Origin of the sequence: Rothia santali, assembly GCF_024199905.1 — a bacterium.
Lineage (GTDB): Bacteria > Actinomycetota > Actinomycetes > Actinomycetales > Micrococcaceae > Rothia > Rothia santali.
Genome location: NZ_JANAFB010000008.1, coordinates 47,118 through 70,971 on the forward strand (window position 1 = coordinate 47,118; position 23,854 = coordinate 70,971).

General features: G+C 74.0%; 27 protein-coding genes and 1 pseudogene. 9 read left to right on the forward strand and 19 right to left on the reverse strand.

Annotated features, from left to right (window positions below):
* Positions 1-92 precede the first annotated feature (92 nt).
* The gene (locus tag NBM05_RS04850) at positions 93-1,055 is read left to right on the forward strand and encodes an ABC transporter substrate-binding protein (RefSeq protein ID WP_254165522.1); all 963 of its coding nucleotides are present in this window, start codon (positions 93-95) and stop codon (positions 1,053-1,055) included.
* Complete coding sequence (locus tag NBM05_RS04855; protein ID WP_254165523.1) at positions 1,052-1,813, forward strand: ABC transporter ATP-binding protein; 762 nt, start codon at positions 1,052-1,054, stop codon at positions 1,811-1,813. The genes NBM05_RS04850 and NBM05_RS04855 overlap by 4 nt, the downstream gene beginning before the upstream one ends.
* Positions 1,814-1,889: 76 nt before the next feature.
* Here NBM05_RS04855 and NBM05_RS04860 read toward each other — a convergent pair whose 3' ends face one another.
* The 16 genes and pseudogenes from NBM05_RS04860 to NBM05_RS04930 all read right to left on the reverse strand — a co-directional run bounded on the left by NBM05_RS04860 (position 1,890) and on the right by NBM05_RS04930 (position 15,455).
* Positions 1,890-2,816 carry an NADP-dependent oxidoreductase gene (locus NBM05_RS04860; RefSeq protein ID WP_254165615.1) on the reverse strand — a complete coding sequence of 309 codons (927 nt, stop codon included), beginning with the start codon at positions 2,814-2,816 and terminating at the stop codon, positions 1,890-1,892.
* A 177-nt stretch (positions 2,817-2,993) separates the two neighbouring features.
* Positions 2,994-4,055, reverse strand: a complete 1,062-nt coding sequence (locus NBM05_RS04865; protein ID WP_254165524.1) for an aldose 1-epimerase family protein — start codon at positions 4,053-4,055, stop codon at positions 2,994-2,996.
* Positions 4,055-4,399, reverse strand: a complete 345-nt coding sequence (locus NBM05_RS04870; RefSeq protein WP_254165525.1) for a hypothetical protein — start codon at positions 4,397-4,399, stop codon at positions 4,055-4,057. Before NBM05_RS04870 ends, NBM05_RS04865 begins: the two co-directional genes overlap by 1 nt.
* A gap of 33 nt (positions 4,400-4,432) precedes the next feature.
* A complete protein-coding gene (locus NBM05_RS04875) occupies positions 4,433-6,106 on the reverse strand; it encodes a sodium:solute symporter family protein (RefSeq protein ID WP_254165526.1) in 1,674 nt (557 codons plus the stop codon).
* A 350-nt stretch (positions 6,107-6,456) separates the two neighbouring features.
* Positions 6,457-7,860 (reverse strand): PTS ascorbate transporter subunit IIC, encoded by a 1,404-nt coding sequence (gene ulaA, locus NBM05_RS04880; protein WP_254165527.1) that lies wholly within the window; start codon positions 7,858-7,860, stop codon positions 6,457-6,459.
* A 31-nt stretch (positions 7,861-7,891) separates the two neighbouring features.
* Positions 7,892-8,182 carry a PTS sugar transporter subunit IIB gene (locus NBM05_RS04885; protein WP_254165528.1) on the reverse strand — a complete coding sequence of 97 codons (291 nt, stop codon included), beginning with the start codon at positions 8,180-8,182 and terminating at the stop codon, positions 7,892-7,894.
* A gap of 121 nt (positions 8,183-8,303) precedes the next feature.
* Positions 8,304-8,750, reverse strand: a complete 447-nt coding sequence (locus tag NBM05_RS04890; RefSeq protein WP_254165529.1) for a PTS sugar transporter subunit IIA — start codon at positions 8,748-8,750, stop codon at positions 8,304-8,306.
* A gap of 158 nt (positions 8,751-8,908) precedes the next feature.
* A complete protein-coding gene (locus NBM05_RS04895) occupies positions 8,909-9,688 on the reverse strand; it encodes a GntR family transcriptional regulator (protein WP_254165531.1) in 780 nt (259 codons plus the stop codon).
* Positions 9,689-9,809: 121 nt separating this feature from the next.
* Positions 9,810-11,168, reverse strand: coding sequence for a hypothetical protein (locus tag NBM05_RS04900; RefSeq protein WP_254165533.1), 1,359 nt, complete (start codon positions 11,166-11,168; stop codon positions 9,810-9,812).
* Positions 11,169-11,514: 346 nt separating this feature from the next.
* Positions 11,515-12,120 (reverse strand): annotated as a pseudogene (locus NBM05_RS15835) (ABC transporter ATP-binding protein); the annotation flags it as partial.
* 4 nt (positions 12,121-12,124) lie between these two features.
* Positions 12,125-13,069 (reverse strand): SDR family NAD(P)-dependent oxidoreductase, encoded by a 945-nt coding sequence (locus NBM05_RS04905; protein ID WP_254165535.1) that lies wholly within the window; start codon positions 13,067-13,069, stop codon positions 12,125-12,127.
* A 62-nt stretch (positions 13,070-13,131) separates the two neighbouring features.
* Positions 13,132-13,728: an alkaline shock response membrane anchor protein AmaP gene (locus NBM05_RS04910; RefSeq protein WP_254165537.1), complete on the reverse strand. Its 597-nt coding sequence runs from the start codon at positions 13,726-13,728 to the stop codon at positions 13,132-13,134.
* On the reverse strand, positions 13,725-14,288 hold the full coding sequence (locus tag NBM05_RS04915) for a DUF6286 domain-containing protein (RefSeq protein WP_254165539.1): 564 nt from the start codon (positions 14,286-14,288) through the stop codon (positions 13,725-13,727). Before NBM05_RS04915 ends, NBM05_RS04910 begins: the two co-directional genes overlap by 4 nt.
* Positions 14,285-14,704, reverse strand: a complete 420-nt coding sequence (locus NBM05_RS04920) for an Asp23/Gls24 family envelope stress response protein (RefSeq protein WP_254165541.1) — start codon at positions 14,702-14,704, stop codon at positions 14,285-14,287. Before NBM05_RS04920 ends, NBM05_RS04915 begins: the two co-directional genes overlap by 4 nt.
* A gap of 4 nt (positions 14,705-14,708) precedes the next feature.
* Positions 14,709-14,891 (reverse strand): hypothetical protein, encoded by a 183-nt coding sequence (locus tag NBM05_RS04925; protein WP_254165543.1) that lies wholly within the window; start codon positions 14,889-14,891, stop codon positions 14,709-14,711.
* 75 nt (positions 14,892-14,966) lie between these two features.
* Positions 14,967-15,455, reverse strand: coding sequence for an Asp23/Gls24 family envelope stress response protein (locus NBM05_RS04930; RefSeq protein ID WP_254165545.1), 489 nt, complete (start codon positions 15,453-15,455; stop codon positions 14,967-14,969).
* 215 nt (positions 15,456-15,670) lie between these two features.
* Here NBM05_RS04930 and NBM05_RS04935 point away from each other — a divergent pair, with 215 nt between their 5' ends.
* From NBM05_RS04935 to NBM05_RS04955, 5 genes are all read left to right on the forward strand, one after another.
* Positions 15,671-16,234, forward strand: coding sequence for an RNA polymerase sigma factor (locus tag NBM05_RS04935; RefSeq protein ID WP_254165547.1), 564 nt, complete (start codon positions 15,671-15,673; stop codon positions 16,232-16,234).
* Complete coding sequence (locus NBM05_RS04940) at positions 16,231-16,785, forward strand: hypothetical protein (RefSeq protein WP_254165549.1); 555 nt, start codon at positions 16,231-16,233, stop codon at positions 16,783-16,785. Before NBM05_RS04935 ends, NBM05_RS04940 begins: the two co-directional genes overlap by 4 nt.
* A complete protein-coding gene (locus NBM05_RS04945) occupies positions 16,778-17,083 on the forward strand; it encodes a hypothetical protein (protein WP_254165551.1) in 306 nt (101 codons plus the stop codon). The genes NBM05_RS04940 and NBM05_RS04945 overlap by 8 nt, the downstream gene beginning before the upstream one ends.
* Positions 17,080-17,220 carry a hypothetical protein gene (locus NBM05_RS04950; protein WP_254165553.1) on the forward strand — a complete coding sequence of 47 codons (141 nt, stop codon included), beginning with the start codon at positions 17,080-17,082 and terminating at the stop codon, positions 17,218-17,220. Before NBM05_RS04945 ends, NBM05_RS04950 begins: the two co-directional genes overlap by 4 nt.
* Positions 17,221-17,312: 92 nt before the next feature.
* Positions 17,313-18,749, forward strand: coding sequence for an APC family permease (locus NBM05_RS04955; RefSeq protein ID WP_254165555.1), 1,437 nt, complete (start codon positions 17,313-17,315; stop codon positions 18,747-18,749).
* Positions 18,750-18,797: 48 nt separating this feature from the next.
* On the opposite strand, the gene ykgO is transcribed toward NBM05_RS04955, so the two are convergent.
* Positions 18,798-18,920: a type B 50S ribosomal protein L36 gene (ykgO, locus tag NBM05_RS04960; RefSeq protein ID WP_254165557.1), complete on the reverse strand. Its 123-nt coding sequence runs from the start codon at positions 18,918-18,920 to the stop codon at positions 18,798-18,800.
* 87 nt (positions 18,921-19,007) lie between these two features.
* Between ykgO and NBM05_RS15585 the strand changes: the two genes are divergently transcribed.
* Positions 19,008-20,066: a GTP-binding protein gene (locus NBM05_RS15585; protein ID WP_254165558.1), complete on the forward strand. Its 1,059-nt coding sequence runs from the start codon at positions 19,008-19,010 to the stop codon at positions 20,064-20,066.
* A gap of 196 nt (positions 20,067-20,262) precedes the next feature.
* Positions 20,263-21,117, forward strand: coding sequence for a lytic transglycosylase domain-containing protein (locus NBM05_RS04970; protein ID WP_254165559.1), 855 nt, complete (start codon positions 20,263-20,265; stop codon positions 21,115-21,117).
* Here the strand turns inward: NBM05_RS04970 and NBM05_RS04975 are convergent.
* Entirely contained in the window at positions 21,114-22,247 is a 1,134-nt protein-coding gene (locus NBM05_RS04975; RefSeq protein ID WP_254165560.1) for an ABC transporter ATP-binding protein, read from the reverse strand. The genes NBM05_RS04970 and NBM05_RS04975 overlap by 4 nt on opposite strands.
* 220 nt (positions 22,248-22,467) lie before the next feature.
* Entirely contained in the window at positions 22,468-23,847 is a 1,380-nt protein-coding gene (locus tag NBM05_RS04980; protein WP_254165561.1) for an ABC transporter substrate-binding protein, read from the reverse strand.
* Positions 23,848-23,854 lie beyond the last annotated feature (7 nt).

Genomic DNA, 23,854 nt, shown 5'->3' on the forward strand with positions numbered 1-23,854 from the left:
CCCTCGCCCTGGCCTCGCTGCTGCCCCTGACCTCCTGCGGCCTGGGCCCCGAGGACCCCGGGGCGCCGGCCGCCGCGGGCGGCCACTACCCCGTGACGGTGGAGAACTGCGGGAACGACGTCGAGTTCCCCGCCGAGCCCGGCCGCCTGGTCCTGCTCAAGAGCGCGCCGGTGCCCGCGCTGCACGCGCTCGGGGTCCTGGACCGGGCGGTGGCGCGCGCCGGCGCGTACCCCGAGGAGTACTACGACGACGCCACGCGCGCCGAGCTCGCCGCGATCCCGCAGCTAACCGGGAGCACCGACACCGGCGGCCACCTGCAGATCTCGAAGGACGCCGTGCTCGCCCAGGAGCCGGACCTGGTCCTGGGCGAGGTCGAGAGCCTCCCCCGGTCCTCCCTGGCCGGGCTCGGCGTCCCACTGCTGGAGGAGCCCGCCCTGTGCACCTCGGGCCGCCCCGAGCACCCGGGCTTCGAGGACGTCTACGCCCAGGTCGAGGCCTACGGGCGCGTCTTCGACCGGGAGGACCGCGCCCGCGAGGTCGTGGACGGCCTGCGGGAGCGGGTGGAGGCCGTCCGCCGCGAGACCGGGGCCCACCGGTCCGGTGACGCCGGGGCGGGCGACGGGGACGCATCCGGAGAGGCCGAGGACCGCAGCGACGCCGCGTCGGATCGGTCCGGCGACGCCGCGCCCCGCACCGCCGCGGTGCTCTACCCGACCGTCGGCGGCGGCCCCGTCTACGCTTACGGCAGCCAGAGCATGGCCGAGCCCCAGCTCGAGGCGGCCGGCCTGGAGAACGCCTTCGCCGACGTCGGGGACCGCGTGGTCGAGGTGACCCCGGAGGAGCTGGCCGGGCGCGACCCCGACGTCCTGATCCTCCTGCACTCCGACGGCGACCCGGCGGCCGTCCGGGCCAGCCTCGACCTGATCCCCGGCGCCGGCTCGCTGACGGCGGTGCGCCGCGGTGACGTCATGGTCCAGCTCCTGAACTACACCGAGCCGGCGACGCCGCTCGCGGTGGACGGGCTCGAACGGATCGCGGCGAGGTTCGGCCCGTGATCCGGGCGGACGGCGTCGGCTACTCCTACGGCGGGCGGCCCGCCCTGCGGGAGGCGACGCTGGAGACCTCGCCGGGGAGGGTCCTGGGCCTGATCGGGCCCAACGGCAGCGGCAAGACCACGCTGCTGCGGCTGCTGCACGGCGGGCTGGCCCCGGCGAGCGGGACGGTGACCGTGGACGGCGCCGACCTCGCCGCGCTGGCCCCGCGCGAGCTGGCCCGCTCCGTGGCCGTGGTGGTCCAGGAGGGCGAGGGCCCGAGCGGGCTGAGCGTGGCCGAGATGGTGCTGCTGGGGCGCAGCCCGCACCTGGGCGCGCTGCAACGGGAGGGCCGCGAGGACCGGCGGATCGCGGAGGAGTCCCTGCGCCGCGTCGGGGCCCTGGGCCTGGCCGCGCGGCCCTTCGCGGGGCTGTCCGGGGGCGAGCGGCAGCGGGTCCTGATCGCCCGCGCGCTCGCCCAGCGCACCGAGCACCTGCTCCTCGACGAGCCGACCAACCACCTGGACGTCCGGTTCCAGCACGAGGTCCTCGGCCTGGTCCGGGGGCTCGGGGCCACCGTCGTCGTGGTGCTGCACGACCTGAACCTCGCGGCGCGCTACTGCGACGACGTCGTGCTGCTCGACGCCGGCCGCGTCGTCGCCCGGGGGACCCCCGCCGAGGTGCTCGTGCCCGAGCGGCTGGAGGGGGTCTACCGGATCGGGGTCCGGCGGGTCGAGCTGGACGGGCAGCTGCACCTGCTGTTCAGCCCGCGCGGGGGCTGAGCCGCAGGGCCGGTCGGCGTCCGGCCGCGTACGCCGGGGACCGGCCCGCGCGAGGCCGCTCGCCGGGCCCGCGGGATCAGTCGCCGGAGACCTGGAGCACGATCTTGCCGACCGTGCGGCCCTCCTGGCTCTTCTCGAAGGCCTGGGGCAGCCGGTCCAGGGGGAAGACGGAGTCGACCCGCACGGTCAGCCTGCCCCGCTCGACCAGCTCGCCGAGCTCGGCCAGGTCCTCGGCGTCGGGCACGACCCACATCCAGGCGCCGCCCTGCTTCTCGACCTCGGGGTCCGCGATCGAGGCGTGCGTGCCGCCCTCGGCGAGCACCTCCAGGGTGACGTCCAGGACGCCGCCCACGAAGTCCGCCACGATGTCCACGCCGTCGGGCGCGAGCTCCCGGACGCGGTCGACCAGGCCCTCGCCGTACTCGACCGGCTCGGCCCCGAGCTGGCGGAGGTAGTCGTGGTTCTTGGCCGACGCGGTGCCGATCACCCGGGCGCCGGCCGCGACCGCGATCTGCACGCCCATGCTGCCCACGCCCCCGGAGGCGCCGTGGATGAGGACCGTCGAGCCCTCCTCGAGGTCCGAGCGGGTCAGGACCTGGTAGGCGGTCAGGCCCGCGAGCGGCAGCCCGGCGGCCTGCTCCCAGGTCAGGTTGTGGGGCTTGCGGGCCAGCGCGCGCAGCGGGACGCTCACGTACTCGGCGAAGGTGCCGCCGTGGATCCAGTCCTTGCGGGCGTAGGCGATCACCTCGTCGCCCTCCTCGAAGCCCGGCGAGTCGATGCCCTTCGCCGCGACCGTCCCGGCCACGTCCCAGCCCGGGATCGCGGGGAACTGGGTCTCGATCATGGGGTCCAGCCCGCCGGACATCGCCTTCCAGTCCACCGGATTGATCCCGGCCGCGTGCACCTTGACCAGCACCTCGCCGGGGCCCACCTTGGGGAGGGGCTGCTCGGTCAGGGACAGCTCCGAGGAGTCGCCGAACCGTTCGTACGTCATCGCCTTCATCGTGCTCATGTCCGGCACAAGTCCCTGTCCGGGCGGATTATTCCGGCGGAGGCTTCGCCGACGGCGAGCACCGCGGTCCGCCCGGGGCGCCGGCGTCGGTCCGCATCGGCTCGTCGTCCCGGCTGTCTCGTCGCCCGGCCCGCCTCGTCGCCCGGCCCGCCTCACGGCCCGGCCGCGTCACCACCCGGTCTCGGCGATCGTCCACCAGGCCGCGTGCCGCTCCCCCGGTTCCAGCACCGTGAGGTCCCGCCCCGAGCGAAAGGCGTCCGCGGGCGCCGTCATGGGCTCGACGGCGACGGCGCGGCGGCCGTCCTCGGGATGTGGCTTGTCGTCCGTGTACACCTGGACCCATCGGATCCCGGGGCCGCAGCGCAGCACGACGCCGCGCGCCTCCTCACCGTGGGTCAGCGCGCAGGAGAAGCCGCCGTCGGCGTCGCGCTCGATCTCCCCGAGGGCGATGTCGTAGGCCGTATCGCCGAGGACGCGGCCGCCGCGGAAGTCGAAGACCCCGCCGTCGACCCGGTGCTCCGCGACCGGCAGCAGGCGGTCGGGGTCGGCCTCGAGGTAGGCCGCGGCGGGCACCGAGAGCCTCCAGCCGGGGATGCTGCCGGGGGCGTCGCCGTCGGATCCGTCCGCCACGAGGTAGGGGTGGCCGGCCACGGCGTAGGGGGCGTCGTCGCCGCCGGTGTTCTCCGCCGTGACCTCCCAGCGCAGGCCCGCGGCCGAGACGGCGTAGCGGGCCGTGAGCCGCAGGGAGAAGGGGTACCCCGGCTGGGGCACGAGGTCCAGGGAGAACTCGGCGACCGCGGACTCGGCATCGGCATCAGCCCCAGGCTCGGCCTCGGCACCCGGCCCGGCGTCGTCGCCCTCCGTCCCGGTCTCCGGCCCATCCCCCGCCCCGTCCGCCACGCTCCACCGCTGCCAGAGCGCGAGCCCGTGCGAGGCGTTGCCCCGGCCCGGCTCGGTGAGCGGCAGCTGGTGGGTCTGGCCGCCGAAGGAGTAGCGGCCGTCCCGGATCCGGTTGGGCCACGGGGCCAGGATCGCCCCGTTGCAGCCGGTGCGCAGGTGGCCGGGCGGCGTCGTGCGCACCAGGTGCCCGTGCGGGCCGGTGAGCGAGACCAGGCTCGCCCCCACCTCCGCGATCACGGCGGTGTAGCCGCCGGCGCTGATCTCGTGCCGCGTCCCCTGGGGGTCGGGAACGCCGGGCTCGGTGCGGTCGGATGTGGCGTGGGTCTCCATCAGTCGAGCTTACCCTCTCCCTCCGCCTTCTTGATCTCCTCCGCCTCGGCGCTGGCCACGATGTCCTCCGCTGGCACCGGCGCGAGCCGGTCCCACAGGAAGAACAGCCCCGCGGCGACGATCATGCTGGCCCCCGCCCACAGGTTGATGTGGATCCCGCCGGTGGGGGCGGTGTCCGCGGCCGGGTCGAGGACGCCCATCAGCGTCACGACCACCCCGTAGACGAGGAACAGGCCCCCGATGATGCGGCGCAGGTCCGTGCGGCGGGTGTGGCGGACCAGCTCGTCCTTCTGCTCCTGGCTGAGGCTGATGCGGCCCGGGGTCTCCGGTGAGTTCTCGCTCATGGCGTCTCTCCTGGTGGTGGTGGTTCGGCGGGGTCAGAGGAAGGGCAGGTACAGCACCACGCAGAGCGCGAGCGCCACGGTGCCCAGCAGGGCGGGCGAGCGGTACCAGGCGGCGTCGCCCGCGACGACGTCGCCCTTCACGTCGATGGTCCCGACCCCGTAGACCAGCCCCTTCAGCTCCGCGAGCGGCTTGGGCTTGGTGAACAGCGTGACGGCCACCGAGACGACCATGACGGCGAGGAAGGAGTAGATCGCCCCGTACATCGTCTCGGCGGTGGCGGAGCCGAACAGCGACTCGTCCCGCAGGTAGGCGATCCACACGACGGTCGGCGCGATGATCCCGGCGATGTACCCCCACAGCCCGGCGGCCGGCGTCATCCGCTTCCACAGCAGGCCAAGGATGAAGACGCCGAAGAGCGGCGCGTTGAAGAAGGAGAACAGCGTCTGCATGTAGGTCATGATGTTGCCGAACTGCGAGGCGAGGAACGCGGCCCCGATGCCCACGACGACGCCGATCGCCGTCACCCAGCGCCCGGTCCGCAGGTAGTGCGCGTCCGGCATGTTCGGCTTGATGTACTCCTGCCAGATGTCGTAGGTGAACACCGTGTTGAAGCTGGAGACATTGGCCGCCATGCCCGCCATGAACGAGGCCATCAGGCCGGTGACCGCGACGCCGAGCACCCCGGAGGGCAGGTACATCTGGATCAGCTTGGGGATCGCGTCGTTGTAGGTCAGCGTCCCGTCCGCGAACTGGTTGCCCACGGTCGCCGCGGCGATCAGGCCGGGCACCACCACGATGAACGGGATGAACAGCTTGGGGAACGCGCCGATCAGCGGGGTGCGCCGCGCGGCGGACATGTTCTTGGCCGAGAAGGCCCGCTGGACCTCGGTGAAGTTGGTGGTCCAGTAGCCGAAGGAGAGCACGAACCCCAGCCCGAGCACGATCGCCAGCCAGTTGGCCCCGATGGGGTTGGTGACGTCCCCGATCCCGGTCCCCTGCCACGTCGACAGCTGCAGCCGGCTGACGCCCTCGGTGTTCAGCAGCGCCTCCTTCAGCCCGCCCCAGCCGCCGACCCGGTGGAGCCCGACGACGGTCAGCGGCACCAGCCCCGCGACGATCACGAAGAACTGCATGACCTCGTTGTAGATCGCCGAGGAGAGCCCGCCGATGGTGATGTAGAGCAGGACGAAGCCGGCGGAGACGATGATCGCGATCCACTCCGGCCAGCCGAGCATCGCCTCGATCACGATCGACATCGCGTAGAGGTTGATGCCCGCGATCAGCACGTTGGAGACCGCGAAGGCGATCGAGTTGACCACGTGCGCGGGCTTGCCGAAGCGCTTGAGCATGAACTGCGGGACCGAGCGGACCTTGGAGCCGTAGTAGAACGGCATCATGACCAGGCCGAGGAAGACCATGGCCGGCACCGCGCCGACGATGTAGTAGTGCAGCGTCGACATCCCGATCTGGGCCCCGTTGGCGGCCATGCCGAGGATCTCGGTGGCGCCCAGGTTGGCGGAGACGAAGGCCAGGCCGGTGATCCAGGCGGGCATCGACCGGCCGGAGAGGAAGAAGTCCATGCTGGTCTTCACCCGGCGCTTGGCCATGATGCCGATCCCCAGCACGGTCGCGAAGTAGATGATGAGCAGCAGGTAGTCGACCCAGGTGAGGGAGAGCCTGATGCTGCTGGCGTCCGCAAGCGTCATCGCTTGCCTCCTGACAGACGGACATCGGCGCGTTTTTGTGCGTCAATGTTTGCGATTGATCATTTCGCGAGTCAGTCTACTCCCGGATGTGAGCCAGTCAACACCATGTGGTGTCCGATCTGCGGTGCGGCCGCCCCGACCCATCATGGCACTATGTTTTCTTTTGTTTGAGAGCACACGGGCCGGTTCGCGGCGGGGCCCCGGCCCTTGGTGCATCGAGCTCCACCGCGCCGAACGCACCGGACCCCGCCGCGTGAACGCACCGGGCCCCGCCGCCTGAACGCACGGGACCCCGCCGCCCGCGAGGGGCGACGGGGTCCGTCGGTCGGCCGCGAACGGCGCGGAGGAGCCTAGGCCGTGGCCTCCGACTCCTCCCGCTCGGCCTCGGCCCGGCGCTCGAGGCGCTTGGCCCGCCGCCCGGCGAGCAGGCTCGCCCCGAACAGCGCGAGCGTCGCCGCCACGATGCCGGCCACGATCAGCCCCTGCCCGCCGCCGAGGCCCAGCCAGCCGAGGTACAGCCCGACGACGCCGTAGTCGGAGTCACCGAAGGTCGAGTTGGCCGTCCCGATCTCGCCCAGCACGGGCAGGAGCAGCAGCGGGACGATCGTGATCAGCAGGCCGTTGGCGAAGGAGCCGAGGACCGCGCCGCGCCGACCGCCCACCGCGTTGCCGATGACGCCCGAGGCGCCGCCGGTCATGAAGTGCGCGACGATGCCCGGGATGATCACCGCGGTCCCCGCCGCGCCCATCACGGCCATCCCGAGGATGCCCGCCACGAGCGAGGAGAAGAACCCGACCATCACGGCGTTGGGCGCGAAGGTGAAGGTGATCGGCACATCCAGCGCCGGCTTGGCGTTGGGCACCAGCTTCTCCGAGATGCCCTTGAAGGCGGGCACGATCTCGGCGAGGATCACGCGCACCCCGGCCAGGATGATGAAGACGCCGGCGGCGAACTGCCCCGCGGACATCACGGCCCACAGCAGGTAGTTCTGCCCGTCGGAGATCTCCGCCTGGACGTAGGCCGGCCCCGCGACGAGCGCCACGATCACGAAGATCAGGCCCATCGAGAGCGCGACGACGACCGTGGAGTCCCGCACGAAGCCCAGCGACTTCGGCACCTTGAGCTTCTCGGTCGACTTCTCGGGATCGCCCCCGGTCACGCTGGCCACGAGCCCGGACAGCGCGATGCCGAAGCCGCCGGTGTGCCCCAGCGCCACGGTGTCGTTGCCGGTCACCCGCCGCATGAACGGCTGGACCACGGCCGGGGAGACCGTGGTGATCACGGCCTCCGCGATCGAGCCCCACAGCACGGCCTGCCACGGCTCGAACCCGGCGACCATGAGGATCACCGCGATCATCGCCGACTGGTACAGCGCCACGTGGCCCGAGAGGTAGATGTACTTGAACCGCGTGAGCCGGGCGAAGACCACGTTGATGATCATGCCGAAGAAGAAGATCAGCGCGGCCACGGTCCCGTACTCCTGGAGCACGGGCCCCACGATGGCCTCGTTGTTGGGCACCACGCCCTGGACCCCGAAGACCTCGGAGAACATGGTGCCGAACGGATCCAGGGCGCCCACCACGACGGCGGCGCCCGCGGAGAGCACGAGGAAGCCCACGAAGGTCTTGACGGTGCCCTTCATGACGTCGGCCCCGCCCTTCTTCTGCAGGAGCAGGCCGACCAGCGCGATCAGCGCCACCAGGATGGCGGGCTGCGAGAAGACCTGGACCAGGATCTCGAGGAAGCTGTTCATTGTCACGTGTCCTTTGCCCTAGCGCACGCCGCTAGTCGGTGGTGGCGATCCCGTGGCGCTGGCACGCCTCGCGCACCTTACCCACGAGCTCGTCCTGGTCGATGATGGAGTTCAGCACGACGACGTCGTCGAACTGGGAGACCGAGTTCTCGAGGTCCCGGCCGACGAAGAAGACGTCGGCGGACTCGGGGCCGGCCGAGCCGAGGTCCGCGTGGTCGACCTCGACGCCGTCGGCGCCGACCGTCTTCAACGCGGTCTCGATGTTCATGTGGACCATGAAGGAGCTGCCGAGGCCGGAACTGCACATCGCCATGAATTTCATGAGGGTTCTCCTGATCTGTTGGGGGTCGGTGGTCTGTTGGGGGTCGGTGGGACGCGCCCGGCGGTTGCCGGTGGGACGCGTCGGGGGTGTCGGCGGGGGTTGAGCGGCGAGTCGGCGGCCGTCAGCCGGCGGGCCGGAGGAGGCGGGCGACGTCGTCGTGGGCGCGCGCCGCGAGCAGCGCCGAGCGGGCCTCGGGGTCCATCAGCAGGCGGGCCAGCTCGGCCATGGTCTGCTGGTGGTCGTCGGTCCCGGTCGCGGCGAGGACGAACACCGCCCTGACGGGGTGCTCGGGGTCGTCCGCGAGGTCCAGGGGCCGCTCCGGGATCAGCAGGGACAGCGCGGTCCGCTCGACGCCCTCCTCCGGGCGGGCGTGGGCCAGCGTGATGCCGAAGCCCAGGTCCATGTAGGTCCCGCCCGGGGCGGCGATGGTCTCGAGGATCTTCTCCACGTACCGCGGTTCGACCGAGCCGTCCGCGACGAGCGGCCGCGCGGCCTCGCGGACGGCGGCCCGCCAGTCCCGCGGTGCGGCGAAGAGGACGCGGTCCTCGGTGAGGTGGTGTTCGAGCACTCTGGTGACTCCTTCGGTGGCGGGGCGGGGTCGGTGGGACCTCGGGATCGGGGTGCGGATCGGTGGGACAGCGGATCGGGGTCGTCGGCGGGACGGCGGGTCTGCGCGTCGGGGCCGTCCGCGGGACGGCGGGCCGTCGGCGGGCGGGTCCCCGCGGCTCATCGTCGGTGGTACTGGGCGATCACCGAGAAGCGGGTCAGGGCCGCCTCCTCGGCGTAGATGTTCCGGCCGTGGATCTGGGGGCGGCCGCGGTCGTCGTAGGTCGTGGTCTGGGTCGCGAGGCGGGGGGACCCGTCGGCCAGGCCGAGGAGGCGGGCGTCGTCGCCGATGGCGCGCTTGACGGAGACCGCGACCTCGTTGCGGGCCGGCACGAGGCCGTGGCGGGTCGAGAGGTAGGCGTAGAGCGACTGCTCGGAGAAGTCCTGCTCGAGCAGGTCGGCGTAGCGGGCGGCGTCGAACCACTCGCGGGTCAGGTGGTCCACCGAGCCGTCGACCGAGCGGAGCCGGTCCAGCCGGACGACGCGGGCGCGGTCGGGCAGGCCCAGGGCCGCGGCGATGTCGAAGGGCGCGGCGACGACGCCGAGCACGAGCACCCGGCTGCTCACCCGGTGCCCCTCGGCGGTCTTCTGGCGGTGGAACCCGGTCAGGTCGATGCTCTCGGCGAGTCCCGGCAGCGGCTCGCCGCCGGCCACGAAGGTCCCGCGGCCGTGGTGCCGGGCCAGGACCTGCTCGCCGATGAGGTCCTCGACGGCGCGGCGGACGGTGATGCGGCTGACGCGGTGGATCTCGCACAGCTCGGCCTCGGAGGGGACCAGGGTGCCGGCCGGTGCGGTGGAGAACTCCTGGCGCAGGGCCTCGCGGACCCGCTCGTACTTGGGAACGCGGTGGCCGCGGCTCGCGCCGGGATCGACCGGCGGGGTTGTGTCCAGCGCACCCACGAGCGACCTCCTTTGGTCATCTAGTACAACTCATCATAATGAGTCATCCCATGCGTGTCACTACCCCTCGACGGGCAACGGGCGATCGGCCGGCGGGCCGACGGGCCGACGGGCCGACGGCTCAGCCTCGCCGCAGGCACGCCCCGAGGGAGGCCCCCGCGACGAACCCGGCCCAGGCCAGCGCCGCCCAGGGACCGATGATCCCCAGCGCGGCCAGGATCGCCGGCAGCGCGCCGAGCGCTCCCAGCACGAGCCCGCGCGCCAGCGCGAGGATGCTCTTGACCGGCACCAGCCCGCCCGGCGTCGGGAGGTACACGTCCGCACCCCACTCGGGCGGATCGGCGTCGGCGGAGCCACGCCCGCCGCGCCCAGCCCGACGCCCGAAACCACGGCCGCCGCGGCGGCCAGCGGGTGCCCGCTCGCCAGGCCCAGCCCTCCGCCGAGCAGCAGCATCCACCCTCCGGCCAGCCCGGCCGGCACCGCTAGCTGCGCGAGGCGCTCCGCCCGCCGCCCGAGGGGCCACATCGCGTGCCGCTGGGGGCTGCCCTGGGAGTGGGCGACGCCGGCGCTCGCGACCCTGCCGACCACCAGGCACACCCCGACCAGGGCCACCACGAGCAGGGCCGGCGCCAGCCGCAGCGGCGAGACCGCGAGCAGCGCGGCGACCGCCCACGCCAGGACGAGCCCGGGCACGACGCCGCGGCAGCGCCGCCACTGCCTCCACTCGGTCAGGACCATCAGCAGCGCCGGGCGGCCGGCCGCGATGCGCGGGAGGGCGGACGACGTCGTCCGCGCCGCCCTCCGACGAGCGGCGGCCGCGCGGGCCCCGGCCGCCCGACGGCACCCGCCCGGCGACCAGGACCCGCACGAGCGCCCCGGCGTCGAGCGCGAAGAGCGAGTACTCGAGCAGCTGGCCGGCGCCGGCCGCGGCGTCCAGCTCGGGGCGGCGCAGATCCTCGATGCGCGCGCCGCCCAGCACCGGATGCCGGCCGGTGAGCGGGCGCCGGCCGGTGAGCGGACGCCGACGGGCGACCGGCCCGGCGGCCCGTCCCGAGCGCGCGGCCTGGCCCCTCAGGGCGGCGGCGAGCGCGAGGAAGCTGAGCGCCACGGCCAGTGCCACGCACCCTACGGCCCAGACCCAGGGCGAGGTCCAGCCCCAGGTCGAGTCCCAGCCTCCCGCCTGGTTCACCGTCCGCGCCCCCTCGCCTGCCCCCACGACCAGCGGCACGACCGCGAGCGCCCCGCCGAGCAGCCCCCACGCCGCCGACAGACCCCGCAGCACCGCGACCCGCCGCCGCAGGTACGGCCCGCGATCCACCGGCGCCTGGAACAGCCACGTCAGCAGCTCCCGCGAGACCGAGAGGGGGCCGACGGCCCGCAGCGCCCAGTACCAGAGCGCCGGGACCAGCAGCGCGAGGGCGGCCGTCGTCCAGCGCCCGTCGGCCGGCGCGAGGGCCGCGAGCCGCTCCTCGGTCAGCACCGGCAGCGTCCCGGCCCGCCCGCCGCGGCCGCCTGGTGCACGAAGCGCCCCGCGATCGCCGCGGCCGCCGCGAGCACCAGCAGCGCCGCGTAGGCGTCCCCGGGCGCAGCGTCCGGCGGACCCGCCCTTCTCCCGCGCCTTCCGCGCCATGAAGTCCCGGACCTCCGCGGCCGGGACGGACGACCGGCGCGTCCGGCGCCTCGGCGGGGCGCCCTCGCGGGCTCGGACCGCGGGTCATCGGCCTCCCCGCGCAGGAGCTCGAGCCCCTCCGCCGGGGTGCCCGGGCGGGGCGGGCGAGGTCGTCGAGAATCATGCACCGGTCGGCGAGGGCCGCGAGGAAGGCGGCGTCGTGGGTCGCCACCACCAGGGCCAGCCCGTCGGCGACCCGCGCGGCCAGCTCGTGCGCGAGCGCGCGGCGGGTCGCGGCGTCGAGCCGCTGCTCGGGCTCGTCCAGGAGCATCAGCTCCGCCGGGCGCAGCAGGGCCGCGGCCAGGAGGAAGCGGCGCCGCTGGCCCGAGGAGAGCCGTTGCGGGTCCCCGGCGTGGTGGGCCCCCACGCCCCAGCGGTCCAGCGCGGCGCGCGCCCGGGCGTGCGGGTCGTCCAGCCGGTGCGCCAACGCCACGGCCTCCAGGTGCTCGCCCACCGTCAGGTGCGGGAGGAAATACTCGTCGTCCAGGAGCACGCAGGCCCGGCTGCGCCACGCGAGCGACCCCTCGTCCTGCGGCAGCCCGCGGAAGCGCACCTCCCCCTCGACCGGGTGCTCCCGCCCCGTGAGGCCGCGCAGCAGCGTGGACTTCCCCGCGCCGTTGGGACCCACCAGCGCCACGCACTCGCCGGGCCCGACGCCGAGGTCCACCGGCCCGCAGATGGGCTCGCCGGCGTACCCGGCGACCAGCCCGCTGGTCTCGAGGAGGGCGCGCGGCACGGGGGCGTGGGTCGGGGAGGAGGCCATGGGCTCACCGTATCGGGGCCGCGCGACGCAGCGGGAATGTTGCCCGCCCGGCGGCCTCAGCCCCGGCCCGGCGCTCGGCGACCTTATCCCCGGCCCGGCGCCCCGCGGCGTCGCCCGGCCCCGGCCGCGCGGGAGGTCCCGCCAGGTACGCGCGCACCAGGGCGTCGCCCGCGGCCGCCGGCAGCAGGCGCAGCGCCGAGTGGGCCAGCCGCACGCCCCGGCCCACGAAGTAGCGGTCCCGGGGCCGCGGCGAGGTCGCGGCGGCGAGGACGGCCCGGGCGACCCGCTCCGGCGTCGAGGACGCGCTCCCCCGCTCCAGGGCCCGGGCGGCCACCCGGTCCGCGACGCCGGAGTACCCGCCGCCCGCGCTGACCCACCGCACGGCCTCCGCCTCGCGCTCCTGCCAGCCGGTGCTCACCGGCCCCGGCCTGACGTCGACGACCCTGACCCCGTAGGGCCGCGCCTCCTGGCGCAGGCTGTCGGTGAGCGCCCCGAGCGCGGCCTTGCTGGCGCCGTACCAGCCGCCGAGCGGCAGGTGCAGGTCGGCCACCACGGAGGTGACGTTGACGATCCGGCCCCGCCCGCGCTCGCGCATGCCGGGGAGGACCAGCTGGGCCAGCCGGGCGGCCCCCAGCACGTTGACCTCCAGCTGGCGCCGCGCCGCGGCGGCCGGGACGTCCTCGACGGCCCCCTGCTCCCCGTACCCGGCGTTGTTGACCAGCACGTCGATCCGGCTGGCCTCCGCCAGGACGCGGCGGACGGCCACCTCGAGCGAGCGCTCGTCCCCCAGGTCCACCACGATCCCCCGCGCGCCGCGCGAGGTCGCCGCCTCGAGCCGGGCCGCGCTCCGCGCCACGGCGTACACGGTCCACCCGCGCTCAAGCAGGAGGCGGACGACGACGGCGCCGATTCCCGCCGAGGCGCCGGTGACGAGGGCTACGGGGGTCATACCGGGCAGTCTACCGAGCGGCCCCGGCCGGGCCGGACGCGCGGCGTCACGGAGGGCGCGGCTCACTGCACCCGCACGTGCTCCCTCCGCCGGCTCTGCCGCGTCACGGCGACCTCGACGCCGACGTCCGCCAACGGAGCCCCCAGCGCTCGCACCGCGCGGGGCAGCACCCACCCGGTGATCGCCTCCAGGACCTCCTGGGCGTCCCCGCGCTCATGCAGGACGACGCGCAGGGTCAGCTCCGGGGCGCTCCGGCCGCCGCGCAGCACGGCGCGGGCCGAGGTGACGTGCTCCAGCTCCTCGACGTCGCGGGCCACGGCCTCGGAGATCACGGAGGCGTCCATGAGGGTCACCCCCTCCCGGGCGTCGCGGTGGAACTGCAGGGTCGGCGCCTGCCGGCGCCGCGGAACCTGCCGGCCCAGCCACGCCAGCGCCAGGAGCGCCAGCAGGGCGGCCGCGGCGATCAGCACCGCCGGGAGCCACTCCAGGCCCAGCCCGTCCTCGACCCCGCCCAGCGGCGTCGCCCCCGGGTCGAGCCGCGCGTCGAGCGGCGCAAGCACCCCGGCCGCCGCGAGCAGCCAGGCGGCCCCCGCGACCAGGAGCACCAGCCCGATGATGGTCAGCCACGTGCGATTCAACGCACCCGCCAGGATCCTCATGACATCTCCTTCGTCCGGGCCCGCACCCTGATCCGGGGGGCGGGCCGCACTCCGCACTCCTCCATGCGCCGCTCGATCGCGGACCGGGCCTCCTCGACCAGCGAGCCCGTCTCCCGCAGCGGGGTCGTGAGGGCGACGAGGACGGTGCGCGCCGTCGCGGAGCTGCTGACCCCGCTCACGCCGTCGACGCGGGAGGCGGCCGAGGAGGCCAGCGTCGCCAGTCCCCCGGTCGTCACGATCGCCTCGAGGCGCCCGCGCACGACGTCGTCGTCGGGCTCCGGCGTCCGCAGCCGCGCGCCGTTGAATCCGCCGGGCAGCACCGCGCACAGGATCAGGACCAGGCCCGCCAGCGCCACGATCCCGGCCGCCGTGACGGCCACGGGCGCGGACCAGGCGAGGCCCCCCGCGGTCCGGGTCCCCTCCTCGAGCCCCGGCCACCAGCTGCCCTCGCTCAGCCGGACGACGGCGGCCCACAGGACCGCCCCCGCGGCGGCGAGCACGACGACGCTGACCACCACGGCCGGCACCACGCGCGCCGGACGGCGCCTCAATGCACTCATCGCAGTGTCCTCTCCTCCGCCGAGGCCCCCTGGTGCAGGTAGCCGACGCGGATGTCGATCTGGCGCACCTCGACGCCGGTGAGACCGGCGACCCGGTGCCGCAGCTCCTCCCGCAGGCGCTGCGTGGTCTCCTCGATGGACGCGGGATAGCGGACGCCGAGCTCGAGGCTCAGGCTGGCGACCCCGCCGGTCAGCTCCGCCGTCACGCGGGGCCGCGAGCTCGGGTCGCCCTGGCGGCCCAGCCCGAGGAACCCGCGGGATCGGCCGCCGACGTCGGCGATCTCCGAGGCGCACTGCGCCGCGACCTTCTCCACCACGCGCTCGGCTAGGACCAGCCGGCCGCGCGCGGCCGGATCGGCCGACGTCGTGCGTCCGCGGTCGCGCCCGGGGGGCGGGACGGACGTCTCCTCGATCACGGCCCTACCTCCGATCGGAGGCGCGGCCGAACAGCCCCCTGAGATCGAGCCGCCCCTCCAGGGCCAGCCCGACCACGAGGCCCACGGCCCCGAAGAAGGCGGTGATGACGAACGGCACGAAGCCGCCGAAGGCGGCGACGATGCCCAGGACCAGTCCGACGACGAGCCCCCACTTCGATGCACTCATGATGATTCCTTTGCCTCGGTCTCCACGGGACGGGACCGGGGCCGCGACCGGTCGATCGCGGCCCCGGGCTCCGCGCTACTTCAGGTCGCGGTCCTCCCGGCCCTCGTCCTGGTCCTCCTCGTCGGGCAGGTGGACGTCGGTGACGTTGATGTTGACCTCGAGAACCTCGAGGCCGGTCGCCTGCTCGACGGTCTTGATGACGTTGCGGCGGATCCCCTCCGCGACGTCGACGACCGAGCTGCCGTACTCGACGATGATCGTCAGGTCGATGGCGGCCTGCTGGTCGCCCTTCTCCACGGAGACCCCGCCGGAGACGTTGGTCTGGGAGCCGGGGATGCGCTCCGAGATCGAGTCGAACGCGCGGCGGGCGGCGCCGCCCATCGAGTGCACGCCGGGGACCTGGCGCGCGGCGATGCCGGCCAGCTTCTGGACCACGGTGTCGTTAATCGTGGTGTTGCCCTGCGGGGTCTGCAACGGGCCGTTGGACGTGACGACGTCCTGCCTCGTGATGCGACGCTCCTCGGTCGCCCCGCTGACCTGACGGCCGGTGCTCTGCTCTGCCATGGTGATCACTCCTCGTGACTCGTGATGGACGGTGTACCAGTACAGACGCGCCCGTCGGTTCATCCTCACGCGGAATCTGAGATTTTTTTCACGAGGTGCCCCGCGCCGGCCCGGATGCTCCTCCTAGGATGGGATCAGGTCCGGCCAGCCAGTGGCTTGGCCGGGCGACCCGACCCGTCGGCCGGGGCCGAAGGACGAGCGAGGGCGGGTGGGCCGTGGAGGAGACCGAGCTGGTGACGCTGGTGTCCCGCGCGCAGGACGGGGACCTGGCCTGCTTCGAGCGCCTCGTCGAGCGGTTCGAGGACCGGGTGTTCCGCCTCGCGTATCGGATGGTCGGCAACCGGCACGACGCCGAGGACATCGTGCAGGAGACCTTCGTCGGGGCCTGGGAGAAGCTCGAGGGCCTGCGCCACCCCGAGGCCTTCCCGACCTGGCTGTACCGCCTCTCCGCCAACCGCTGCCGGGACGCCCTGCGCCGGCGCTCGGCGTGCGCGGCGGACTCGATGGACGGGGAGCTGATGGACGAGATGATCGCCCTCCCCGCCCCGCCCGGGGCCGATCCCGAGCGCCGGGCGGAGGGCGCGGCGAGCATGGACGCCCTGGCCCGCCTGCTGCAGTCCCTGCCCGCGGAGCAGCGGCTGTGCTGGGTCCTGCGCGAGATGCAGGGACTGGGGTACCGGGACATCGCCGAGGCGGCGGGGACCTCGGAGACCGTGGTGCGCGGGCGCCTCGCCCGGGCCCGCAGGACACTGGCGCAGGGGATGGAGGGATGGCGATGAACGACGACGACCGGCTCGAGTGCGGGCGCACGATCGACTCGGTGTGGTCGAGCCTCGACGCGGAGCCCGACGAGCACCAGCGCGGCTGCGCCTTCTGCCGGGAGGCCCGCGCGCGGCTGCGCCGCCTGCGGGACCTGACCCGCGAGGCCGAGGCCGACGACGCCCGGCTGACGACCCGTCCGGGAGTGCGCCGGCGGATCATGGACTTCGCGCGCACCCACGTGCGCCGCGGGGAGCAGATCCCCGTGCAGGTCTCGCCCGGGTCCAGCGTCGGGATCAGCGAGCGCGCCATCGCGGCCGCGGTGCGCGAGGCCGCCGACGCCCACCCGGGGGTGACGGCCCGCCGCTGCACCGTGTGGGGCGGCGAGCCGTCACCCGACGGCTCGGTGCCGCTCGGCATCCGGGTCGGCCTGGTGCTGCGCGCGACCGCGGACTTCGGGCCCCTGTCCCAGCGTCGCCTCCGGGAGCGGGTGGCGCGCCTGCTGACGAGCCGCCTCGGGGTGGCCGTCGCGACCGTCGATCTCAGAGTGGAGGACGTGACCCATGGCTGATGCGCAGGAGAGGCCCGCGGCCGGGCCGCGGGGGCTCGGGCGGATCCCTCGCGACGCCGCCGGGCAGAGGGGGCTCGGGGAGATCCCGCGCGACGCCACCGGGCCGGCGTCGTCGTGGCGCCCCCGGTTGATGCGGGCCGTGGCCGAGGCGGTCGACGCGGTCCCCGGCGTCGTGCGCCGCGAGTCGAGCGTCGCCGACTTCGTCCGGAGCCTGCGGGTCGCGGGGCGCCGCGGCGCGGCGGAGGCAGTCGCGGCGGAGGGCGTGCGCGTCCGGGCCAGCGGCTCGCCGCGGACGTGACCGTGTGGATCAGCGTGGACGGCAGCCGCCCCGCGCGGATCACGGGCGAGGCGGTGCGCGACGCCGTCGAGCGGGCCGTGGGCGCCGAGGGCTGGTCGCCCGTCCGCGTGGAGGTCGCGATCCTCGACGTCGTCTGAGCCCGCCCCGCCCTGTCCCCGGGCCTCACCGAGGAGTACCCTTGAATCACTTCTGGTGATATGCGTCACAACCTGACGGCGAGGGCAGGGCCATGAGCGAGCGGGACACCGGGGAGCGGGACATCAGCGGATTCGGGCCTCCCACGGGGAGCCAGCCCGCCCTGAAGCGGGCGATCGGCCCCAAGCTGCTCCTGCTGTTCATCGTCGGGGACATCCTCGGCACCGGCGTCTACGCCCTGACCGGCGAGGTCGCCGCGGAGGTGGGCGGCGCCGCCTGGGTCCCGTTCCTCGTCGCCTTCGTCGTGGCCACGCTGACGGCCTTCTCCTACCTGGAGCTGGTCACCAAGTACCCCTATGCGGCGGGCGCGGCGCTCTACACCCACAAGGCCTTCGGCATCCACTTCTTCACGTTCATGGTCACCTTCGTGGTCATGTGCTCCGGGCTGACCTCGGCGGCGACCGCCTCGCGGGCCTTCGCCGCGAACTTCTCCGCCGCCTTCGGCCTCTCCTCCGGGGCGGGGTTCGTCACCACGGTCGCCGTGATCTTCCTGGTCGTGCTGGCCGCGGTGAACCTGCGCGGGGTCGGTGAGAGCGTCAAGCTCAACGTGGTGCTCACGCTCGTGGAGCTCTCCGGCCTGCTCCTGGTGATCGTGCTGGGCTTCTACGCGATCTTCGGCGGCAACGCCTCGCACCTGGACCAGATCGTGATGTTCGAGTCGCCCAGCGGCAAGAACGCGTTCCTCGCCGTCTCGGCGGCGACGGCGCTGGCGTTCTTCGCGATGGTCGGCTTCGAGGACTCGGTCAACATGGCCGAGGAGACCCACGACCCGGTCCGCGTCTTCCCCCGCACGATGCTCACCGGGCTGGGCATCACCGGGCTGATCTACCTCCTCATCTCGCTCTGTGCGGTGGCCCTGGTGCCGGTGGGATCGCTCGCCGGCGGCGACGACCCGCCCCTGGTCCAGGTGGTCGCGGCCGCCGCCCCGGACCTCCCCTTCGACCGGCTGCTGCCCTGGATCTCCATGTTCGCGGTCGCCAACTCGGCCCTGATCAACATGCTCATGGCCAGCCGGCTGCTCTACGGCATGGCGCGGCAGAGCGTGCTGCCGCCCGTCCTGGGGAAGGTGTCCCACCGGCGTCGGGCGCCGTACACCGCGATCCTCTTCACCACGCTGCTGGGCGCGGCGGTGAGCATCGTGGTCGGGACCATCGACTCCAACGCGGTCTCCACGCTGGGCGGCACGACGTCGCTGCTCCTGCTGGCCGTGTTCGCCGTGGTGAACTCCGCGGTGCTGGTTCTGCGCCGGGAGAAGGTCGAGAAGGACCACTTCGTCGCGCCCACGGTCATCCCCGTGCTCGGCGCGGTCACGTGCGCGTGGTTCGTGCTGCCCTTCTCCGGCCGCGGCGCCGAGCAGTACGCGGTCGCGGGGGCGCTGCTCCTGGTCGGCGTCGTGCTGTGGCTGGTCACCTGGCTCGTGAACCGGCGCACGACGCCGCGGCGGCGGACGTTCAGCCGGGTGCGGGACTAGGCGGCCGCGGCGAAGGGGCGGGGATCCGGTGGATCCCCGCCCCTTCCCTCACTTCTGCCGCGCCTTGAGCCGCGGGTTCTTCTTGTTGATGACGAAGACCTTGCCCCGGCGCTTGATGACCTGCGCCCCGGGCTGGTTCTTCAGCGAGCGGATCGATGCCCTGACCTTCACGGCGTCCTCCTGATGTAGATGAGAATCATGTGCATTTAAAGGTACAGTACGGAGTGCCCCGTTGCCGACCGTGAAGGAGGGGGATCCGTGGATCCAGTCGATGTGGTGGCCGTGGTGGGAGCCTGCGCGCCGGAGCGGCGTCGTCATGCCGCCGAGGCCGCTCGCGCCGCCGGGAGGGACCTCTTCCCGGCCGCGCGCCTGAGCATGGCGGCGGACCCGGTCGAGGAGGCGCTCGCCCTCGCCCCCTGGGCCGGCCCGCGCGGCGCGGTGGTCGAGTACCCGCTGCGGGCGCCGGTCGACGAGGTGATCGGCTCGCTGCTGGACCCGGAGGGGCAGTGCCGGCTGACCGACGTCGTGTGCCTGGTCGACGCCGCGCACCTGGTCGCGGACCTGGACGACGACGCCCCCGTGCGGCACGTCGCGACCGCCGGCGGCCGCCGCTTCTGGGACGAGACGCCGCGCGGCCTGCTGGTCGCGGAGCAGGTCGAGCTCGCCTCGACCGTGGTCCTCGCCGACTGGGAGCGCCTGGCCACCGCCGACCTCTCCACCGTCATGGCCCTGGTCAGCCACCTGAACCCCGCAGCCCGCCTGCGCCTGGACCGCCCGGGGCTCGACGCCGCGGCCCCCGGCGGCGACCCCGCCCCCGGGCGGGAGTACGCGGCACGGCAGACGGGCGTTGGCTGGATCGCGCTGCTGAACGGGACGCACTCCCCCGCGATGCGCGACCCGCGGGTCTCCTCCCTGCGGTACGAGCAGGTGCGGCCCTTCCACCCGGGTCGGCTGGCCGCGCTGCTGGACGGCCCCCTCGAGGCGGGCGAGTTCGGGACGGTCCTGCGCTCCTGCGGCTTCTGCCGGCTGGCGACCCGCCCCGGCGTCACGGCCCGGTGGAGCCACGCGGGGCGCGCGATCTCCCTGGAGCCGGTGGCGCGCGACGTCGCCCCGGGGCTCGGCGACGAGGACGCGGAGGTCCTCGCGGTGGGCCAGGAGCTGGGGATCACCGGCCTGGACCTGGACGCGGCGGGGCTGGTCGCGGCGCTCGACGCCGCCGCCCTCACCGACGCCGAGCTCCTCGCCGGCGGCGCGGCGTGGGCGGCGCTGCCCGACCCCTTCCCGGCGTGGGCCGGGGTGGGCGACCGGGCGGACTGACGGGGCGGCATGGCCGGCCGGCGTGGCTCGTCAAAAAGGGGCGGCCTGGCCGGCCGGCGCGAGTCGTCACAGTAGGCAGCCCACCCAGCCAGTGCGACTCGTCAGGCGGCACGGCCGGCACGTCCGCGCGTCACATCCAGACGTTTTCCAGCCGACGGTCAACCGCCCCCGAGCCGGCGGTGAGAGAGTCGAGGGGATGAGCAGAGATCGCCGAGAGGCCGCCCCACGCCCCACCCTCCGCCGCGCGGCCCTGGGCGGGGCGCTGTGCTGCGGCGCGCTGCTCCTCGCCTCCTGCACCTCGCTGGAGGGGACGCCCGAGCGCGAGCCCCGGACCGGCCGCCCCTCGGCGCCCGCGCAGGCGATGCCCCCGTCCCGCGACGCCCCGGGCGCCGAGGCCTCCGACGCGACGGACCTCGACGCCGCGTCCGAGCCCGCCGGCCCCGTCGCCCCGAGCCGCGCCGAGACCCCCATCGCCGACCTCCCGGACCTCGCCTGGGCGGAGCAGGCGGCCGAGTCCACCGGCATCCCGCTGCGGGCCGTCCGTGCGTACGCCGGCGCGGCCCTCGCCGTCGAGGAGAGCCACCCGCAGTGCGGCCTGGGCTGGAACGCCCTGGCCGGGATCGGCCGGATCGAGTCCCGGCACGGGACGCTGGGCGGGAGCGAGGTCGGGGAGGACGGCGTCGTGAGCCCGCGGATCATCGGCGTGCCCCTGGACGGCGGCGAGGGCGTCATGGCCATCCCGGACACGGACGGCGGCGAGCTCGACGGCGACGACGAGTGGGACCGCGCCGTCGGCCCGATGCAGTTCATCCCCGAGACCTGGGCGGCCACGGCCCGCGACGGCGACCGCGACGGCCGGACGGACCCGCACCAGATCGACGACGCCGCCCTCACCGCCGCCGCCTACCTCTGCGAACGCGGCGGCATGGCCGCGGACGACGACGGCTGGGCCGGCATGGTCTTCGGCTACAACCGCTCGAGCGACTACCTGTGGGATGTGACCGAGGCCGCGGAGGACTACGCGGCGCGGACGGAGACCCCCGCGCCCTAGCCCACCGTCACGGCCTCCCGCTCCGCGGCCAGGTTCTCGCCGGTCTCCGGGTCGAAGAAGTGGCAGTGGCCGCGCGGGGCGAGCCACAGCCGGTCGAAGCGGCGGATGGGGCTGCGGCCCTCGATGCGCATGATGACCTGCGCGGGCCGCTCGTTGCTGGTCATCTGCAGCCGCACCGGGGAGTTCTTGGGCAGCGAGGCGTAGACGTAGGCGTCCGCGCCGAGCTCCTCGACCAGCTCCACATGGACCTCCATGCCCTCACCCTCGCCGACCACGGCCAGGTCCTCCGGGCGGATGCCGACGCTGGCCTCGGTCCCGTTCAGCCGGGCGCGGTGGCCCTCGGGCAGCGGCACCACGGCCCCGCCCAGGCGGGCGCCCTCCGCGCCGATCTCGCAGTGGAAGATGTTCATGGACGGCGAGCCGATGAACCCGGCGACGAACTCGTTGGCCGGGCAGTCGTAGAGCCTGCCCGGGGTGTCGACCTGCTGCAGGATCCCGTCCTTGAGGACCGCGACCCGGTCGCCCATGGTCATGGCCTCGGTCTGGTCGTGCGTCACGTAGACCGTGGTGACGCCCAGCTGGCGGGTCAGCTCGGAGATCTGGGTGCGGGTCTGCACGCGCAGCTTCGCGTCCAGGTTGGACAGCGGCTCGTCCATGAGGAAGGCCCGGGGCTGGCGCACGATCGCCCGGCCCATCGCCACGCGCTGCCGCTGGCCGCCGGAGAGCGCCTTGGGCTTGCGGTCAAGGTACTCGGTGAGGTCCAGCAGCTTGGCGGCCTCCTCGATGCGCCGGTTGCGCTTCTCCGCCGGGTACTTGGCGATCTTCAGCGAGAAGCCGATGTTGTCGCGGACCGACATGTGCGGGTAGAGCGCGTAGTTCTGGAAGACCATGGCGATGTCCCGGTCCTTGGGCGCCGTGTGGGTCACGTCCTGGTCGCCGATGCTGATGGAGCCCTCGGTGACCTCCTCGAGGCCGGCGAGCATCCGCAGGGTCGTGGACTTCCCGCAGCCGGAGGGGCCCACGAGGACGAGGAACTCGCCGTCGGCGATCTCCAGGTCCAGGTGATCCACGGAGGCGCGGGTGGCGCCCTCGTAGCGGCAGGTGACGTCGTTGAAGGAGATTCCAGCCACGATCAGGTCCTTTCGATGAGGATCCGCGGCGCCCCGCCGGGCCGTCGTCGTCGAGGCTCGGGGTGTGATCGGCGTCGCTATTTGATTTAGGTTAACAATAAAGGGAGATGGGCCGATTGTGTAGCGCACGTCATACTTCCGCCCGTTCGTGACGGAGGCGGACGCGGCCGTCACGCCCGGGCCCGGGACGGCCGCCACCGCGGACGTCCCGCCCGGCCCGCTACCCCTCCCCGGTCTCGAAGAGCACGTCGATCGCGCGGTTGGTCCGGTCCAGGGTCGAGGCGGGGGCCCGGTTGGCGTAGATGTCCTCCAGGGCCGGGATCGCGAGCGCCCGGACGTCGGCCCCGTGGTCGGTCACGGGGAAGTAGAAGACCTCGTCCTCCTCGACCGGGGCCGTGAACGGCTCCGGGTCCAGGCCCATCTGGGCGAATGCCTCGGCGGCGAGCGGCGTCGAGTCCTGCCGGGACGGGAAGACGACGCCGTCCCGCGCCACCGCCTGCTGGCACTCGGGCGAGGCCATGAAGGCGACCCACTGGGCGGCCGCCTCCGGGTCGTCGGCGTCCCGGGAGATCGAGTCCGCGAGGCCGTTCATCATGCTGGCGGCCTGGCCGTCGGGGCCCGTGGGGTAGCGGGCCGTGCCCAGGTCCAGGTCCGAGCGGGCGTAGCTCCGCAGGCTCCACGAGCCGTCGAAGGCGATCGCCGCCGAGCCCGAGGCGATCTGGGGCGCGACGCCGTCGGCCTGGTTGAACTGCCCGTAGGCCGGCATGTAGCCCTTGTCCACCAGTCCGAAGTACCAGTCCAGCGCTTCCTGGGCCCGGGGGTCGTCGAAGTTGTAGGAGGTGTCCCAGAAGGGCTCGTCGGTCGCGCGCCAGCCGGTGGCCGCCGCGAACCCGGACCACTGCGCCTGGCCGAAGCTGGAGCCGCCGGCCTCGTTCAGGCCCAGCCCGTAGACCTCGACCTTGGACTTGTCGAAGCCCGGCTCGTCCCCGCGCACCCCGTTCTCGTCCACGGTCAGGCGGGCAATGACGTCCTCGAAGCCGCCCCCGTCCCGCGGGTTCCAGTCCCAGGTCGCGAGGTCCTCCTCGGTGAGGCCCGCCTCCCGGACCATGTCCTTGTTGTAGAAGGCCGCCACGGTGTCCCAGTCCTTGGGCATGCCGTACATCCTGCCGCCCTCGCCCGTCCAGAGCTCGCTCAGCCCCTCCTGGAACTCGCCCTCGTCCACCGCGGCGGTGGCCTCCAGCTCGTCGAGCGGCTGCACGGTCTCCAGGCTCACGTACTGCGGGTACTGGGAGACGTGGTTGGTGAAGACGTCGGGGCCCCGCTCGGCGATGAAGCCGGCGGTCAGCAGCTGCCAGTAGTCGTCCCAGCCGTACTGCGTGATGTTGACCGAGAGCCCGGGGTGGGACTCCTCGAACAGGTCGGCGCAGCGCTGGTAGGCGGGCAGCTGGTTGGTGTCCCACAGCCAGTAGTCGATGGTCTTCGAGGAGCTGCTGACCCCCTCCCCGCCTTCGGAGGCGCAGCCGGTGAGCCCCAGGGCGGCGGCGGCGAGCCCGGCGAGGGCCCCGCGCAGGCGGCGGGAGCGTCGGTGCGAAGCGTTCATGACGGGT

Excerpts from the sequence above, each read along its gene's own strand:
- NBM05_RS04905 (WP_254165535.1), bottom strand. The coding sequence starts at position 13,069 with ATGACCCCCGTAGCCCTCGTCACCGGCGCCTCGGCGGGAATCGGCGCC.
- NBM05_RS04875 (WP_254165526.1), bottom strand. The coding sequence starts at position 6,106 with ATGACGCTTGCGGACGCCAGCAGCATCAGGCTCTCCCTCACCTGGGTC.
- NBM05_RS04910 (WP_254165537.1), bottom strand. The coding sequence starts at position 13,728 with ATGAGGATCCTGGCGGGTGCGTTGAATCGCACGTGGCTGACCATCATC.
- NBM05_RS04885 (WP_254165528.1), bottom strand. The coding sequence starts at position 8,182 with ATGAAATTCATGGCGATGTGCAGTTCCGGCCTCGGCAGCTCCTTCATG.
- NBM05_RS04940 (WP_254165549.1), top strand. The coding sequence starts at position 16,231 with ATGAACGACGACGACCGGCTCGAGTGCGGGCGCACGATCGACTCGGTG.
- NBM05_RS04865 (WP_254165524.1), bottom strand. The coding sequence starts at position 4,055 with ATGGAGACCCACGCCACATCCGACCGCACCGAGCCCGGCGTTCCCGAC.
- NBM05_RS04860 (WP_254165615.1), bottom strand. The coding sequence starts at position 2,816 with ATGAAGGCGATGACGTACGAACGGTTCGGCGACTCCTCGGAGCTGTCC.
- NBM05_RS04955 (WP_254165555.1), top strand. The coding sequence starts at position 17,313 with ATGAGCGAGCGGGACACCGGGGAGCGGGACATCAGCGGATTCGGGCCT.
- ulaA (WP_254165527.1), bottom strand. The coding sequence starts at position 7,860 with ATGAACAGCTTCCTCGAGATCCTGGTCCAGGTCTTCTCGCAGCCCGCC.
- NBM05_RS04925 (WP_254165543.1), bottom strand. The coding sequence starts at position 14,891 with ATGAGTGCATCGAAGTGGGGGCTCGTCGTCGGACTGGTCCTGGGCATC.
- NBM05_RS04930 (WP_254165545.1), bottom strand. The coding sequence starts at position 15,455 with ATGGCAGAGCAGAGCACCGGCCGTCAGGTCAGCGGGGCGACCGAGGAG.
- NBM05_RS04870 (WP_254165525.1), bottom strand. The coding sequence starts at position 4,399 with ATGAGCGAGAACTCACCGGAGACCCCGGGCCGCATCAGCCTCAGCCAG.
- NBM05_RS04915 (WP_254165539.1), bottom strand. The coding sequence starts at position 14,288 with ATGAGTGCATTGAGGCGCCGTCCGGCGCGCGTGGTGCCGGCCGTGGTG.
- NBM05_RS04945 (WP_254165551.1), top strand. The coding sequence starts at position 16,778 with ATGGCTGATGCGCAGGAGAGGCCCGCGGCCGGGCCGCGGGGGCTCGGG.
- NBM05_RS04970 (WP_254165559.1), top strand. The coding sequence starts at position 20,263 with ATGAGCAGAGATCGCCGAGAGGCCGCCCCACGCCCCACCCTCCGCCGC.
- NBM05_RS04980 (WP_254165561.1), bottom strand. The coding sequence starts at position 23,847 with ATGAACGCTTCGCACCGACGCTCCCGCCGCCTGCGCGGGGCCCTCGCC.